At 63.0% G+C, this 14960-nt stretch carries 12 protein-coding genes; 9 read left to right on the top strand and 3 right to left on the bottom strand.

Annotation, left to right across the window (positions count from 1 at the left end; all coding sequences use genetic code 11):
- Positions 1 to 61 precede the first annotated feature (61 nt).
- From L8F45_RS04490 to L8F45_RS04450, 9 genes are all read left to right on the top strand, one after another.
- On the top strand, positions 62 to 1069 hold the full coding sequence (locus L8F45_RS04490) for an extracellular solute-binding protein (protein ID WP_342361690.1): 1008 nt from the start codon (positions 62 to 64) through the stop codon (positions 1067 to 1069).
- 83 nt (positions 1070 to 1152) lie between these two features.
- Positions 1153 to 2610 (top strand): ABC transporter permease, encoded by a 1458-nt coding sequence (locus L8F45_RS04485; RefSeq protein ID WP_342361689.1) that lies wholly within the window; start codon positions 1153 to 1155, stop codon positions 2608 to 2610.
- Between the two features lie 5 nt (positions 2611 to 2615).
- Positions 2616 to 3653, top strand: coding sequence for an ABC transporter ATP-binding protein (locus tag L8F45_RS04480; protein ID WP_342361688.1), 1038 nt, complete (start codon positions 2616 to 2618; stop codon positions 3651 to 3653).
- Positions 3654 to 4025: 372 nt separating this feature from the next.
- Complete coding sequence (locus tag L8F45_RS04475; protein ID WP_342361687.1) at positions 4026 to 4781, top strand: ABC transporter ATP-binding protein; 756 nt, start codon at positions 4026 to 4028, stop codon at positions 4779 to 4781.
- Positions 4774 to 5478: an ABC transporter ATP-binding protein gene (locus L8F45_RS04470; protein ID WP_342361686.1), complete on the top strand. Its 705-nt coding sequence runs from the start codon at positions 4774 to 4776 to the stop codon at positions 5476 to 5478. Before L8F45_RS04475 ends, L8F45_RS04470 begins: the two co-directional genes overlap by 8 nt.
- 36 nt (positions 5479 to 5514) lie before the next feature.
- Positions 5515 to 6729 (top strand): ABC transporter substrate-binding protein, encoded by a 1215-nt coding sequence (locus L8F45_RS04465; RefSeq protein WP_342361685.1) that lies wholly within the window; start codon positions 5515 to 5517, stop codon positions 6727 to 6729.
- A gap of 64 nt (positions 6730 to 6793) precedes the next feature.
- Positions 6794 to 7672 carry a branched-chain amino acid ABC transporter permease gene (locus tag L8F45_RS04460; protein WP_342361684.1) on the top strand — a complete coding sequence of 293 codons (879 nt, stop codon included), beginning with the start codon at positions 6794 to 6796 and terminating at the stop codon, positions 7670 to 7672.
- Positions 7672 to 8634, top strand: a complete 963-nt coding sequence (locus L8F45_RS04455) for a branched-chain amino acid ABC transporter permease (RefSeq protein ID WP_342361683.1) — start codon at positions 7672 to 7674, stop codon at positions 8632 to 8634. The genes L8F45_RS04460 and L8F45_RS04455 overlap by 1 nt, the downstream gene beginning before the upstream one ends.
- Positions 8635 to 8713: 79 nt before the next feature.
- Positions 8714 to 9022: a hypothetical protein gene (locus L8F45_RS04450; RefSeq protein ID WP_342361682.1), complete on the top strand. Its 309-nt coding sequence runs from the start codon at positions 8714 to 8716 to the stop codon at positions 9020 to 9022.
- Positions 9023 to 9025: 3 nt separating this feature from the next.
- Here the strand turns inward: L8F45_RS04450 and L8F45_RS04445 are convergent, their stop codons facing one another.
- Genes L8F45_RS04445 through L8F45_RS04435 form a run of 3 tightly spaced genes read right to left on the bottom strand, consistent with a single transcriptional unit; the run spans position 9026 to position 14763 of the window.
- Entirely contained in the window at positions 9026 to 12148 is a 3123-nt protein-coding gene (locus L8F45_RS04445; RefSeq protein WP_342361681.1) for an efflux RND transporter permease subunit, read from the bottom strand.
- 12 nt (positions 12149 to 12160) lie between these two features.
- Complete coding sequence (locus tag L8F45_RS04440) at positions 12161 to 13318, bottom strand: efflux RND transporter periplasmic adaptor subunit (protein WP_342361680.1); 1158 nt, start codon at positions 13316 to 13318, stop codon at positions 12161 to 12163.
- On the bottom strand, positions 13315 to 14763 hold the full coding sequence (locus L8F45_RS04435) for an MFS transporter (RefSeq protein ID WP_342361679.1): 1449 nt from the start codon (positions 14761 to 14763) through the stop codon (positions 13315 to 13317). Before L8F45_RS04435 ends, L8F45_RS04440 begins: the two co-directional genes overlap by 4 nt.
- Positions 14764 to 14960 lie beyond the last annotated feature (197 nt).

Raw genomic sequence — 14960 nt, 5'->3', positions numbered from 1 at the left:
CGATGCGCCGCCCCCTAGCGCAGTTGCTCCATCAAAAACATAGAATGTTGGAGCTTCTCTAATGTATGCACTGAATCGTCGCCATGCGATGCTGAGCGGCGCTGCGCTTGCTCTCGCAGCAGGTTCGCGCGACGCCTTCGCGCAGAGCGAAACGCTGACGATCTATAACGGCCAGCATCGCCAGATGACGGACGCGATCGTGGCCGCCTTCACCAACGCGACCGGGATCAAGGTCGTCATTCGTCAGGGCGAAAGCTCCCAGCTCGCCAACCAGCTCATCGAGGAAGGCGCCAACTCTCCGGCCGATCTCTTCTATTCCGAGCAGGCGCCGCCGATCGCGGCGATCGACGAGAAGGGCTTGCTGGCGCCTGCGAGCGCCGAAGCGCTGAGCGCCATCCCCGCCAACCTCGCTTCCGTCAACAAGACCTGGCTCGCCATCGCGCAGCGCTGCCGCGTGGTCGCCTACAACAAGGCGATGGTGAAGGACGCGGAGCTGCCGAAATCGATTCTCGAATGCGCCACTCCGGCCTGGAAGGATCGCGTCGGATACGTCATCCGCGACGGCTTCCAGGAGCAGATCATGGCGATCGTGAAGCTCAAGGGCCGCGACGCCGCGCTCGCCTGGCTGAAAGGCCTGAAAGCGAACGGCCGCCTCTATAACGGCAATGGCGCGGCGATGATGGCCGTCGAGAACGGCGAGATCGCAACCGCGCTGATCAACAATTACTATTGGTATGGCGTCGCCAAGGAGCGCGGCGAGGACAAGATGAAGTCCGCGCTGCACTATGTCGCGAAGGGCGACCCCGGCGCGCTCGTCAATCTGTCGCCTGCGGGCGTGCTGAAGACCGCGAAGAATGCCGCGACCGCGCAGAAGTTCCTCACCTTCATGGTGAGCGAGGAAGGGCAGAAGGCGGCTGTCGCGACCTACGCCGAATATCCCGTGCGGCCGGGCATCGTCTCGCCGTTCAAGCTGAAGCCGCTCGACGAGATCGGCGCGATCGTCACGCAGAGCGATATCGGCGGCGCGCAGCTTGCCTACGATCTGGAACGCGAAGCCGGAATTTTGTGATTTCAGCTCTTTCTCTTCAAAGGTCGGCCTCGCGGCCGACCTTTCTGCTTCTGCTCGCGGCGATTCCTAGCGGACTCGCCGCGTTGCCGTTCTTCTATGCATTGATGCGCGCCTCCGAAGCCGGCTGGCAGGGCGTGCTCAGCGAGCTGATGCGGCCCATGACGCGCGAGCTGCTCGCTAATACGCTCATTCTCGCGACATCGGTAACGATCGCGAGCGGCGTGATGGCGATCGCCGCCGCCTGGTGTACGGAGCGCTGCGACCTGCCGGCGCGCGGATTTCTGCGCGTCATCGCGAGCCTGCCCCTGTCGCTGCCGGCCTTCGTGTCAAGCTACGCCTGGGCGTCGCTCGGCCCCTGGTTTCAGGGCATGGCGGGCGCGATCCTCATCCTGTCGCTTGCCAGCATGCCGCTCATCTATCTCCCGATGGCGGCGGCGCTGCGCGGCATGGACCCCGCATTCGAGGAAGTGGCGCGCGGACTCGGCGGCGGCCGCTGGCGCATTCTTCTCCGGATCGTGCTGCCGCAGGCGGCGCCCGCGCTTGGCGGCGGCGCGCTGCTTGTCTCATCTCACATGCTCGCCGAATTCGGCGCGCTGTCTTTTCTCAGCGTGCAGACTTTCACCACCGCGATCTTCCAGCAGTATGATCTGCAGTTCGACAACGCGTCGGCCGCGCTGCTTTCGTCGGTCCTGATGGCGCTTTGTCTGCCGCTCGCTTTCGGCGAACTCTATTTGCGAAAGGGTCGGCGTCGCGCCCGCGTCGCGCGCGGCAATGCTCGCCAGCCGGCGCCGGCGAAGCTCTCGACCTTGCAGAAAATCATCGCGCTTGCGGGCTTTACTCTGTTCGCCGCGCTTTCCGTCGGCGTGCCTTTCGTGACGATGCTTTACTGGCTGATCCAGGGAACCTCGATCGGACAAGGCGTCGAACGACTCTGGCCGGCTCTGATGGGATCGCTCGCCTATTCGCTTCCGGGCGGTCTTCTGATCACGCTGCTGGCGCTGCCGCTCGTGCTGGCGTCAATGCGCGCATCAGGTCTTTTCGTGGTTCTGGCCGAGCGCCTGCCCTATCTCGTGCATGGGCTGCCGGGCCTCGTGATCGCGCTGGCGTTGATCTATGTCGCGATCCGCCACGCGCCGATGCTCTATCAGACGCCGGCGTTGGTCTTCGCCGCCTATGTCATGCTGTTCCTGCCGCTCGCCCAGTCGGCGATCCGCGCATCGGCGGAACTCATTCCACCAGAACTGGAAGATGTGGCGCGGTCGCTCGGCAAGGGGCCGATCACCGCGTTCCTGCGCGTCACATTGCCAGCGCTCGCGTCGGGGCTCGGCGCAAGCCTTGCGATGGTGGTGTTGCAGCTCATGCGCGAGCTGACCGCGACGCTGTTGCTTGCGCCATCTGGCGTCACGACGCTGGCGACCGAATTCTGGTCCTACACCAACGATCGCGCCTATGCCGCCGCGGCGCCGTTCGCGGCGCTGCTGGTGCTGGCGTCCGGGCTTCCCGTCTATATCTTCACCGTGCGCAGCCTGCCAAAATCATAGGCCTCATGAGCAGTCTCGACATTTCTGGCGTCAGCAAACGATACGGCAAGGTCGACATTCTCCGCGATGTCAGCCTGCGCGTCTCCGAAGGCGCGATCGTCGCGCTGCTTGGCTCTTCGGGCAGCGGCAAGACCACGCTGCTTCGCCTGATCGCAGGCTTCGAGCAGCCTGATACAGGCAAAATCCGCATCGGCGATCGCGTCGTCGCCAACGATCAGACGCGCATTCCGCCGGAGGCGCGACGTATTGGCTATGTTCCGCAGGAAGGCGCTCTGTTCCCGCATATGACTGTCGCCGAGAATGTGTCCTTCGGCTTGGCGAGGGCCGACAGGCGCAACGGCCGGCTTGCGGAAATGCTAAGATTGACGGGCATGACCGCGTTCGCCGCCCGCTATCCGCACCAGCTCTCAGGCGGCCAGCAGCAGCGCACGGCGTTGGCGCGCGCGCTCGCGCCCAACCCCGGCGTCGTCCTGCTCGATGAGCCCTTCAACGCGCTCGACATCGATCTTCGCCGCTCCGTCTGCGGACATGTGATCGCGACCCTCCGCAAGGCCGGCGCGACCGCGATCCTCGTCACGCATGATCCGATCGAAGCCTTCGCCAGCGCCGACATCGTCGCCGTGATGCGGCATGGAACGATCTCGCAGATCGGCGAACCGCACGAGGTCTATGGCCATCCCATCGATGCGAATGTGGCGCGAATGACCGGCGCCTCGATCTTCCTGCGCGGTCAGGTGGAGGGCGACGTCGCCAATACCGAGCTCGGCAGAATAAGACTTCACGCGAACGCTCTGCCGGCCCGTTCGGTCGCCGAGATCATGGTGCGTCCCGAGCAAATCCGGATCGGACGCGAAGGCGGCGTTCACGGACGGATCGCCGCCGCAGTGTTCTGCGGCGATCACACGCTGGTGAAGGTCGCGCACAGAGAACGCGTCTTCGAGATTCCCGTCGCCGGCCCCTGCGAATTCCAGATCGGCGAGATGGTGTCGCTGCAAGTGGATCACGTCTGCGTGGCGTTTCCGCCGCATCCGGCGATGGCTTGAAGCGCCTCCGGCTTGGGCGCCTGATTTTCAGGCGCTCGACGACGCATTGAAACTGACATTGCGAAACTGTCGAATTTGAAGAAGGCCTCCTTTCGCGCGCCTCTCCAGCGCAATCAAATCGACCGTTCTCTCCATTTCAAGTGACTGAAATATATAGCATATTTTTCCTCTTGCGCGACCGCGCCGATCGCCGGATCAAACAGTTTCGCTGGCGCATCATCCCTCGGGACCATTCGCATGCGCGCCGAAGCCAATATTTGCGCGAGCAGCCATTGACGCTGCGCGCGCGAACGGAAAATGATGCGCCGCGATCAAGGCTTAAGCGATCGCGCGCCGCCGCCGCGCCAACGATAAAGATCTGGGGGAATATGTTTGGGGGACGATTATATTCTTTCCACGGAAGGTCTGACGAAGGAGTTTGGCGGCTTCACTGCGGTCAACAATGTCAGCCTGCGCGTTCGTCGCTACGCGGTTCACGCGCTGATCGGGCCTAACGGCGCCGGCAAGACCACATGCTTCAATCTTCTGACGAAGTTCCTCATCCCGACGCGCGGATCGATTATCTATAACGGGCGCGACATCACGGCAGTGAAGGCCGCCGACATTGCGCAACTCGGGCTCGTGCGCTCTTTCCAGATATCGGCGGTGTTTCCGCATCTGACTGCGTTTGAGAATATTCGCGTCGCGCTACAGCGGAAGCGCGGCGAATCCTTCGATTTCTGGCGCTCGAAGACGACGCTGAATTCGCTGAACGATCGCGTCCACGAGCTTCTGGAAGCTGTCGGGCTGACCGAGTTCGCATCCTCGACTGCGGCCTCCATGCCCTACGGCCGCAAGCGCGCGCTCGAACTCGCAACGACGCTCGCGCTCGATCCCGAAATGATGTTGCTCGACGAGCCAATGGCCGGCATGGGCCATGAGGATATCGACCGTATCGCCGATCTCATCAAGAAAGTCGCGAAGAACCGGACCATTCTGATGGTCGAACATAATCTGAATGTGGTAGCGAATCTGTCGAGCACGATTACGGTTCTGACGCGAGGACAGGTGCTCGCTGAAGGCGATTACGCATCGGTGTCCGCCAATCCTGACGTCCGCCAGGCCTATCTCGGAGTGGGACATGGCTGACGCCTTGCTCGAAATCGAAGACCTTCACGCCTGGTATGGCGAATCGCACATCCTGCATGGCGCGAGCTTCAATGTCGGAGAAGGCGAGGTCGTCACCCTTCTCGGACGCAACGGGGCGGGCAAGACCACGACGCTCAAATCGATCATGGGCATGCTAGGCAAGCGCAAAGGCTCGGTGCGCTTTCGCGGCAATGAGCTCATTAGACTTTCGTCGGATCACATCGCTCGCGCCGGCATCGCATTCTGCCCTGAGGAGCGCGGAATCTTCGCCAGTCTGAACGTGCAGGAGAATCTGATGCTGCCGCCGCGCGTCGCGCCCGGCGGTCTCGGCGTGGAGGAGATTTTCGAACTTTTCCCCAATCTGAGAGAAAGAATCTCCAGCCAGGGCACGAAACTCTCCGGCGGCGAACAGCAGATGCTGGCGATCGGTCGCATTCTCCGCACCGGAGCGCAGCTCCTCCTGCTCGATGAACCGACAGAGGGACTCGCGCCCGTGATCATCCAGCAGATCGGCAAGACCGTGAAGAAGCTGAAGGAGACCGGCTTTACAATCCTCCTCGTCGAGCAGAACTTCCGCTGGGCTTCGACGCTGGCGGACCGGTTCTACATCATGGAGCACGGGGCGATCGTCGACCAATTCACCAGCGCCAATCTCGACGCCAACATGGACAAGCTGCATCAGTATCTCGGCGTCTGATCGCATCAGCTCAACAAGACATTGGGAGAGGAATGAATGAAAAAGCTGCACGCTATTTCCTGGGCCGCGCTTCTGCTCTGCGCGAGCGGCGCCGCATTTGCGCAGGACAAGAACGTCAAGATCGGCAACCTCAACGACATGTCGAGCCTCTACGCCGATCTCGGCGGCCCCGGCTCGACGCTGGCCGCGCAGATGGCGATCGAGGATTCCGGCCTGACTGCGAAAGGCTGGAAGATCGAGGTTATCGGCGCCGATCACCAGAACAAGCCTGACATCGGCTCCAACATCGCGCGCCAATGGTATGATGTCGACAAGGTCGACGTGATCGTCGACACGCCGAACTCCGGCGTCGCGCTCGCAGTCGCCGCGGTGACGAAAGACAAGAATGGCGTCTTCATCAATTCCGGCGCGGCCTCGTCCGACCTCACCGGCAAGGCCTGCACGCCGAACACGGTCCACTGGACCTATGACACCTATGCGCTCGCCAATACGACCGGCAAGGCGGTGGTGAAAGCCGGCGGCGACAGCTGGTTCTTCCTGACCGCCGACTACGCCTTCGGCCACGCGCTCGAGCGCGACACCGAGGCGGTTGTGCTCGCAAATAGCGGCAAGGTGCTCGGCAAGGTGCGCCATCCCCTGAATACCTCGGATTTTTCCTCTTTCCTGCTGCAGGCGCAGAGCTCCAAGGCGAAGATCGTTGGGCTCGCGAACGCCGGCGGCGACACCACGAACTCGATCAAGCAGGCGAGCGAGTTCGGCATCACCTCGGGCGGACAGAAGCTTGCGGCGCTCCTGCTCTTCATCACTGACGTTCACGCGCTTGGTCTGAATGTGGCGCAGGGTCTGAGCTTCACCGAGAGTTTCTACTGGGACATGAACGATCAGACCCGCGCATTCGCGGATCGCTTCTCCAAGCGCATGAAGAATGGCGCGAAGCCGAGCATGGTGCAGGCCGGCGTCTACGCTGGCGTGCTGCATTATCTCAAAGCGCTTGAAGCCCTCGGCGGCAATCCTCACGACGGCGCCAAGGTCGTCGCCAAGATGAAGGAAATGCCGACTGACGATCCGCTGTTCGGAAAAGGCCAGATCCGCGCCGATGGCCGCAAGATCCATCCGGTCTATCTCTTCGAAGTGAAGAAGCCTTCGGAATCGAAGGGGCCGTGGGATTATTACAAGCTGATCGCGACGACGCCCGCCAACGAGGCGTTCCGGCCGCTCGCCGAGAGCGAATGCCCGCTGGTCAAGAAGTAAATTCAGCCACTGGCGGCGTCGGATCGCACGGGTCCGGCGCCGCAGTCACGTCAGGGCATCAGGCATGTTTGGCGTTTCCACTCAGGCGCTCTTCGGACAGCTCCTGCTCGGGCTGATCAACGGCTCTTTCTATGCGCTGCTGAGCCTCGGCCTCGCCGTCATCTTCGGCATGCTGAACATCATCAATTTCGCGCACGGCGCTCTCTATATGATGGGCGCTTTCTGCGCCTATTTCCTCCTCAACTGGGCGGGCGTCGGCTATTGGGGAGCGCTGCTCCTCGCCCCGCTCATCGTCGGCGCCATCGGCGTCGTGATCGAGCGCACGATGCTGCAATGGCTGTCCGGGCTCGACCATCTCTATGGCCTTCTGCTCACTTTTGGCCTCGCGCTCATCATCCAGGGCCTGTTCCAGAACACTTTCGGTTCGTCGGGCATGCCTTACGCCATTCCGAAAGAGCTGACCGGCGGCCAGAATCTCGGCTTCATGTTCCTGCCGAATTATCGCGCCTGGGTCGTCGCTTTTTCGCTCGTCATCTGTCTCGGCACCTGGTTCATCATCGAACGCACCAAGCTCGGCGCCTATTTGCGCGCGGCGACGGAAAATCCGGGGCTGGTGCGCGCAATGGGCATCAACGTGCCGCGCATGATCACGCTGACCTATGGCGCCGGCGTTGCGCTCGCTGCGCTGGCGGGCGTGCTTGCCGCGCCGATCAATCAGGTGCGGCCGCTGATGGGCGCCGACCTCATCATCATCGTGTTCGCAGTCGTGGTGATTGGCGGCATGGGATCGATCATGGGGTCGATCCTGACGGGCTTTCTGCTCGGTCTGGTGGAAGGGTTGACGAAGGTGTTCTATCCCGAAGCATCGAGCACCGTGATTTTCGTCGTCATGACAGTCGTGTTGCTGGTGAAGCCGGCCGGTCTCTTCGGGCGGAGCGCGTGATGACGGACATCTCGAAGGCGTCGACGGTCTCCTCAAGTTTCGCGCCCAGCGAGCGCATCGCGCTTGCCGCGATGATCATTTTCTTCGCGTTGGCGCCGCTCGTCATCTACCCTTTCTTTCTGATGAACGCGATCTGCTTCGCGCTGTTCGCATGCGCCTTCAATCTGCTGATTGGTTATGTCGGGCTGTTGTCCTTCGGCCACGCCATGTTTCTTGGCGTCGCCGGCTATGTCAGCGCTCATACCGCAAAGGTATGGGGCGTCACGCCCGAGATCGCCGTTCTGCTCTCTGTCGCCGCTTCGACGACGCTCGGCGTCATCGTCGGCAGCCTCGCCATTCGCCGGCAAGGCATCTACTTCGCCATGATCACGCTGGCCCTGTCGCAGATGGTCTATTTCTTCTGCGTACAGGCGCCCTTCACCCATGGCGAGGACGGCATCCAGTCTGTGCCGCGAGGCAAGCTGTTCGGCTTCATCGACCTCTCCAACGAGACGGCCTGCTACATCGTGGTCGTGCTGGTGTTCCTCGCCGGCTTCCTGCTCATCCACCGCACGATCAGTTCCCCCTTCGGTGAAATCCTCAAGGCGATCCGCGAGAATGAGCAGCGGGCGATCTCGCTCGGCTACAAGACCGATCGCTACAAGCTGATGGCCTTCGTGCTGTCGGCGTCCCTTGCCGGCCTCGCAGGCGGCATGAAGGCGATCATGGCCCAGAACGCGTCGCTGACCGACGTGCATTGGAGCATGTCCGGCGAAGTGGTGCTGATGACGCTGGTTGGCGGCCTCGGCACGGTCTTCGGCCCGGTCGTCGGAGCCTTTGTCATCGTTGCGATGCAGAACTATCTTTCGCCCTACGGCTCTTGGGTCACCGTGATCCAGGGCGCCGTCTTCGTCGCTTGCGTGCTGGTGTTCCGCAGGGGCATTGTCGGCGAGATTTCGCATCTTCTGGGAAAACCGCTATAGATTCTCCGCCGCCGCTCCTGACTCGCACGGGACCGCGCCCCGACGCGCAGCCGGGCGGTGACATGACGGAAGATCGGAGATGTCCACGAGCGACCCGAAAGCGCGCCGCGCTACATTTTCGTTGATCTGGATGCCGGACGACGAAAGGCCCAATATCATCGACTTCGCCGACGCCATGGGCGTCTCGAAGACGCTGGATACGGACGAGCTGATCGCCACGACCACGGACGCGATCCGCTACGCCGCCGCGGCTGTTCACCCCCAGAAGAAGAAGCCCTGGATCAAGGCGCATTTCGCGACCTCGCCACGCGAATATGTCGTTCTCAGTCCAAACGACATCAAGGCTGCGGCCGCAAAGCCGTCGCGCCACTGGACGGAATACGCCTGAGCGCTATTCCGCGGGTTGGGGGATGGCCTCGACCGCCTGACGCGTCGGCTTCGCTTGCCGGAGCCGGCTTATCCTGGCCCGCAGGCCTTCCATCGTCAGGAAGATCACCGGCGTGATGAAGAGCGTGAGCGCCTGCGACACGATGAGCCCGCCAACCACCGCAAGGCCCAGCGGCTGACGCAATTCCGCGCTGGCGCCGGCGCCAAGCGCGATCGGCAGCGCGCCGAACATCGCCGCCAGCGTCGTCATCATGATTGGGCGGAAGCGCCGCAGACACGCCTCGCGGATGGCGAAATCAGGCGTCGCGCCGGCGCGTTGCAGCTCCAGCGCCACGTCGATCATCATGATCGCGTTCTTCTTCACGATGCCGATCAGCATGAGCAGGCCGATGACGGCGATCACGGAGAGATCGAGCCCGAACAGCTTCAGCGTAATCAGCGCGCCGAGCGCCGCGGCGGGAAGACCGGTCAGGATCGTCAGCGGATGAATGAAGCTCTCATAGAGCACGCCCAGCACGATATAGATCGTCAGCACCGCGCCGGCGATCAGAAGGCCCTGATTGGCGAGCGATTGCTGGAACGTCTTCGCCGTGCCGGCAAACGTCGTGCTGATGTCCGCAGGCAGAGCGATCTTCTCCTTGAGAACTTCCGTCTCGCTGACGGCGTCGCCAAGTGACCGGCCGGCCGGCAGGTTGAACGAGAGCGTCACCGCGGGAAGCTGCCCGAGCTGATTGATCGTCAGCGGGCCGACAGTGCGCTCGATATGCGCGAAGGCGCTAAGGGGGATGAGCGTGCCTGAGTTGGCGCGAACGCGGATTTCGTCGAGGCGGGAATTCGACCAGACGATGTCAGGATCGAACTCGACAACCACCTGATAGCTGTCGCCTGTCGTATAGATCGTCGACACCTGCCGCGCGCCGAAGCCGGAATAGAGGCTCGATCGCAGCACGTCGGCGCCAACCCCCATCGACTGCGCCTTGTCCTTGTCAACGACCAGCGTCGCCTGCGGCGCCTTGTTTTGAAGATCTGACGTCACATCGACGAACGCCGGATCAGCCTGCATCGCCGCCAGCATCTTGTCCGACCAGGTGAACAGCTTCGCCTGATCGATCGCTTGCATGACGAACTGATATTGGCTCTTCGACTGGCGGGCGCCGATATTGAGATTCTGCACTGGCGTCATATAGGTCGAGATGCCGGGAATGGCGGCGAGTTGCCGGCGCAGATCGGCGAGCACTGTCTGCAGGGGAGGCCGCTTGTCCTGCGGCGCAAGCTCGACGAACAGCCGGCCCGCATTGAGCGCCGTGATCGGCCCGCCGATGCCGATGCTGGACGCGACATGGATGACATAGGGCGACGCCTTGAATGTCGCGGCCACGCGCTGCTGCAACGCCGCCATCGCATCGAAGGAGATGTCCTGCCGCGCCTCGGTGATGACCTGCAGCTGGCCGATATCCTCCTGCGGAATGAAACCCTTCGGAATGTCGCGAAACAGCCATACGCTCGCGGCGACCGTGGCTGCGAAGATCAGCAACACAATGCCGCGATATTTCAGGCTGGCGTCGAGGCCGGCGCGATAGCCGTTGTGAAGCACGTCAAAGCCGCGCTCGAGGAAGGCCAGCTTGTCCTTGCCGCTATGGCCCGCCTGTTCGCTCGAAAGGCGCGCCGCCATCATCGGCGTCAGCGTCAGCGACACGAAGGCTGACGCCAGAATCGACACCGTCACCACAACCGCGAATTCGTTGAACACGCGGCCAATGACGCCGCCCATGAGCAGCACCGGAATGAACACGGCGACCAGCGACAGCGAAATCGAAACGATGGTGAAGCCGATTTCGCCAGAGCCCTTGAGCGCGGCGTCGAAGGCGTTGAGCCCATCCTCCTCCATGTGACGTACAATGTTTTCGAGCATGACGATGGCGTCGTCGACCACGAGACCGACGGCGAGCGTCAATCCCAGCAGCGAGACATTGTCGATCGAAAAGCCCATGAGATACATCACGCCGAGCGTCGCGATCAGCGAGATCGGCACCGCGACGGTCGGGATCAGCGTCGCCATGAAGCGCCTGAGGAAGATGAAGATCACGCCGACGACCAGCGCAATGGTCAGGCCGAGCGTGAACTGCACATCCTCAACGGCCTTGCGGATCGAGGTCGAACGATCATTGAAGGTGCCAAGCGTCGTCGCCGGCGGAAGCTGATCCTGGAACTGCGGCAGCATCGCCTTGACGCGATCGACCACCTCGACCGTGTTGGCGTCGGGTTGCCGGAAGACGGCGACAACCAGTGCGCGCGAATTGTCGTACCAGCCGGCGAGCTGCGTGTTCTCGATCGAGTTGGTCACATGCGCGACATCGCCAAGCCGCACCGGCTTTCCATCGCGATTGGCGATGATGATGTTGGCGAACTGAGCCGCGTTGTCGAGCTGCGTGGTCGCTTCAAGCGTGAGCTGCTGCGCGCCTGAAGGCAACGTTCCAACCGGCGTGGCGTCGTTTGCGGAGGTGACGGCCGCCTGCAACGAGTCGATGCCGATGCCGCGAGCCGCAAGCGCCGTCGGGTCGATCTGGATGCGCACCGCATATTTCTGGCTGCCGAAAATCTGCACCTGCGCGACGCCATCGATGGTCGACAATGTCGGCGACACCACTTGCTGCACGAAGGCGTCGATTTTCGAGAGCGGCGTCACATCGCTGCGCAGCGCCAGCAGCAGGATCGGCGCGTCGGCCGGATTCACCTTCCGATAGCTCGGCGGCGTCGTCATGTTGATCGGCAACTGCTTCTGCGTGCGCGCGATCGCCGCCTGCACGTCAGCGGCCGCAGCATCAATATTGCGCTCCAGCGCGAACTGGATCGCAATCGACGTGTTGCCCTGCGAGTTGGTCGTGGTGATGGAGTCGATGCCCGCGATGGTGGCGAACTGCTTGATCAGCGGCGTCGCGACTGACTGCGCCATCGTATCAGGCGAGGCGCCGGGCAATTGCGCCGACACGTTCACAACAGGAAATTCCGCATGCGGCAACGCCGCCACGGGCAGAAAACGCCATGCGAACAACCCGCCCAGCACGAGGGCGAAGGACATCAGGATCGTCGCGACGGGATGACGGATGCAGAAGCCGGGGATCGACATTTCGGCGCCTCCCTAGCCCTGCGCCTTATTCGCGCCGGCGGGCGCCCCCGCCTGCGTCGGCCGCGCCCGCGCGCCGGGCGACAACCGCGACTGGCCTTCAGTGACGATCTTCTCTCCCGCCGCGAGCCCCTTCGACATCGCGGCGACGCCATTCTCGTTCGACACAACAGTAACGGGACGCGCCTCGACCGTGTTGTCTGACTTCAGCACATAGACGAACTGGCCGTTCTGCCCCTCCTGCACGGCGACCGCCGGCGTCGTCACGGCGTTTTTCACATCGCCGAGCACGATCTGCACGTCGACATATTCGCCGGGCCACAGCTTGCGGTCGTCATTGGGGAATAGCGCTTTCGCATCGACGGTGCCGGACGCCTTGTTCACCGACGAATCGATGAAATCGAGCGCGCCGGTTCCGACCTTTTCTTTCGTCGCCGCGCTGAACACGCGCACCTCAGGCTTCGCGCCATCCTTCGTCGCGTCGCGCAGCAGACCGAGTTCGCGCTCGGGCATGGTGAAGCTGACTCGGATCGGCGAAAGCTGCGTGATAGTGACAAGGCTCGCGGTGGCGTCATTGGCGCGCACGGCGTTGCCGGGCGTTGCGGTGATGGCGCCGAGGCGTCCCGCGATCGGCGCCGAAATCACGGCATAGGAGAGGCGCACACGATCGAGCGACAAGGTCGCCTGATCCGATTGCACGGTCGCTGCGGCGGTCGCTTCATCGGCGACGGCGAGATCGAGCGCCTGCTGTGTGCCGGCGCCCTTCTGCACAAGACTTTGCTGGCGCGCGAGATCGGCGCGCTTCTGCGCCAGCGCCGCCTGGTCGCGCTGCACCGCCGCCTCGTCGCGCGCGATCTGCGCCTTCAGTTCGCGATCATCGAGCGTGAAGAGGAGATCGCCCTCTTTCACCTCCTGCCCTTCCTGAACCTTCTGCGTCGCAATCACGCCATCCATCCGGGCCTTCACGCCGACGGTCGCGACAGGCTCCGCAAAGCCGATGGCGCGCCGCATGATGGGCACATCAGCGCTCTGCGCCACGGCGATTGTCACCGGCGCAGAGCTGTCGAGGCTTCTTGCTGCGCGCGCCTGCTCCGGGCCTGAAAGCCTGACATAGCCGTAGATGACGGCGCCTGCGACAACGAGAGCAAGGCCAAGCAGGGCGAAGCGCTTCATCTTGTTTTCCCCTCTTGATTGGAAGGCCCGGCCGCCACGAGCTGGCGGGCCGCGTCCGGATTGAGTCGGAAGAAGCTGATGACCGAGAAGCTCGCGACGACAGCAAGAATGGTGAAGGCGGCGAGGAAGTCGCTCACCGTCAGAGCAGCTTGCCCGCTGATTGCGCGAGACGCTTGCAGGATGATCGCAGCCAGCGATACGCCGAAGCTCGCCGCGACTTGTTGCGCGACCGCCGACAGCGTGGTCGCTGCGCTCATGCGATCATCCGGCACATCGGCGAAAGCGAGCGCATTGACCGCGGTGAACTGCAGCGAACGCAGAAAGCCCGAGACGAACAGGATGCCGGACATCAGCAGCGCCGGCGTCGTGCTGGAGAAGATCATCGGCGCCGCGATCAGCACTGAAGCGATTGCGCCATTCCACATCAGCGCGTTGCGGAAGCCGAACGCGCCCAGGATCGGCTTGGCGCTGAACTTCATCAGCAGCGCGCCAGCGCCCGATGCGAAGGTCACGAGGCCCGACGCCAGCGGATTGAGGCCAAAGCCGACTTGCAGCAGCAACGGAAGCAGGAACGGCGACGCGCCAACGCCAATCCGGAACAGTGAGCCGCCGAGCAGACTCGCGCGCACCGTGGGAATGCGCAGCAGGCTGAGATCGAGCAGCGGATTGTTGAGGCTCGCCGCGTGGCGCGCATAGAGCCAGAGACAGGTCGCGCCGATCAAAGCGGAGCAGATCGCAAGCAGCGCGTCGCTCGATCCCAGGCCGAAAAAGGCGGCCGCGATCACAAGCAGCGAAAGTCCACCGCCTGAAAGAAAGAAGCCCCACCAATCGAAGATGCGCGGCTCGCGCGTCGCAAGTTCAGGCAGAAGTCGCCACGCAAGCGCGATGCCGACGATGCCGATCGGCACATTGATCAGGAAAATCCAGCGCCAGCTCGTATAGGTGACGACGAAGCCGCCAAGCGGCGGGCCCATGATCGGCCCGATCAGCGCGGGAATGGTGACCCAGGCGAGCGCCGAGACGAGATCGCGCTTGTCCACCGAACGCACGACCACGAGGCGTCCGACCGGCGTCATCATCGCGCCGCCGACGCCCTGGCAGATGCGCGCGGCAACAAGCTGCGACAGGTTCTGCGAGAGCGCGCACATGATCGAGGAGAAGGTGAAGAACGCGATCGCGGCGACAAAGATGCGCCGTGGTCCGAACCGGTCGGCCATCCATCCGCTCGCCGGCACGAACACGGCGAGGCTCATGAGATAGGCGGTCAGCGCCAGCTTGAGATGAACGGGATCGATGCCGAATTCCGGCGCAATGGTCGGGATCGCAGTCGTGAGGACAGTCGAATCCAGATTTTCCATGAGAAGCGCCGCGGCGACGACCAGCGGAATGATGCGGGCTCCGCCTGCCCGTTTTGAACTTTCGTCGTCGGCTTCCTGCTGTTGCATCCGAGATCCCGGCGCGCCGCGCCGTCCGCCTTTTCACGAATAGAGGTGGCGGCGCGATCAGCCGGCGAACGCCTCATTCATGATCGGGACAATGCCCGACTCGGGGCGGATTCGTGGCGAAAGGCGCCGGGCGCCATCAAGCGCCGATCACATTTTCGTTCAAATAAACGAAGCGCGACACGCCGCCGCAGCAGGCG

Source organism: Terrirubrum flagellatum (assembly GCF_022059845.1).
Lineage (GTDB): Bacteria > Pseudomonadota > Alphaproteobacteria > Rhizobiales > Beijerinckiaceae > Terrirubrum > Terrirubrum flagellatum.
Note: the sequence above shows the minus strand (reverse complement) of the source record. Positions and strands in the feature narration are given on the sequence as shown.

Coding starts and splice junctions, on each gene's coding strand:
- L8F45_RS04490 (WP_342361690.1), top strand. CDS start 62: ATGTATGCACTGAATCGTCGCCATGCGATGCTGAGCGGCGCTGCGCTT.
- L8F45_RS04480 (WP_342361688.1), top strand. CDS start 2,616: ATGAGCAGTCTCGACATTTCTGGCGTCAGCAAACGATACGGCAAGGTC.
- L8F45_RS04470 (WP_342361686.1), top strand. CDS start 4,774: ATGGCTGACGCCTTGCTCGAAATCGAAGACCTTCACGCCTGGTATGGC.
- L8F45_RS04465 (WP_342361685.1), top strand. CDS start 5,515: ATGAAAAAGCTGCACGCTATTTCCTGGGCCGCGCTTCTGCTCTGCGCG.
- L8F45_RS04460 (WP_342361684.1), top strand. CDS start 6,794: ATGTTTGGCGTTTCCACTCAGGCGCTCTTCGGACAGCTCCTGCTCGGG.
- L8F45_RS04455 (WP_342361683.1), top strand. CDS start 7,672: ATGACGGACATCTCGAAGGCGTCGACGGTCTCCTCAAGTTTCGCGCCC.
- L8F45_RS04450 (WP_342361682.1), top strand. CDS start 8,714: ATGTCCACGAGCGACCCGAAAGCGCGCCGCGCTACATTTTCGTTGATC.
- L8F45_RS04445 (WP_342361681.1), bottom strand. CDS start 12,148: ATGTCGATCCCCGGCTTCTGCATCCGTCATCCCGTCGCGACGATCCTG.
- L8F45_RS04440 (WP_342361680.1), bottom strand. CDS start 13,318: ATGAAGCGCTTCGCCCTGCTTGGCCTTGCTCTCGTTGTCGCAGGCGCC.
- L8F45_RS04435 (WP_342361679.1), bottom strand. CDS start 14,763: ATGCAACAGCAGGAAGCCGACGACGAAAGTTCAAAACGGGCAGGCGGA.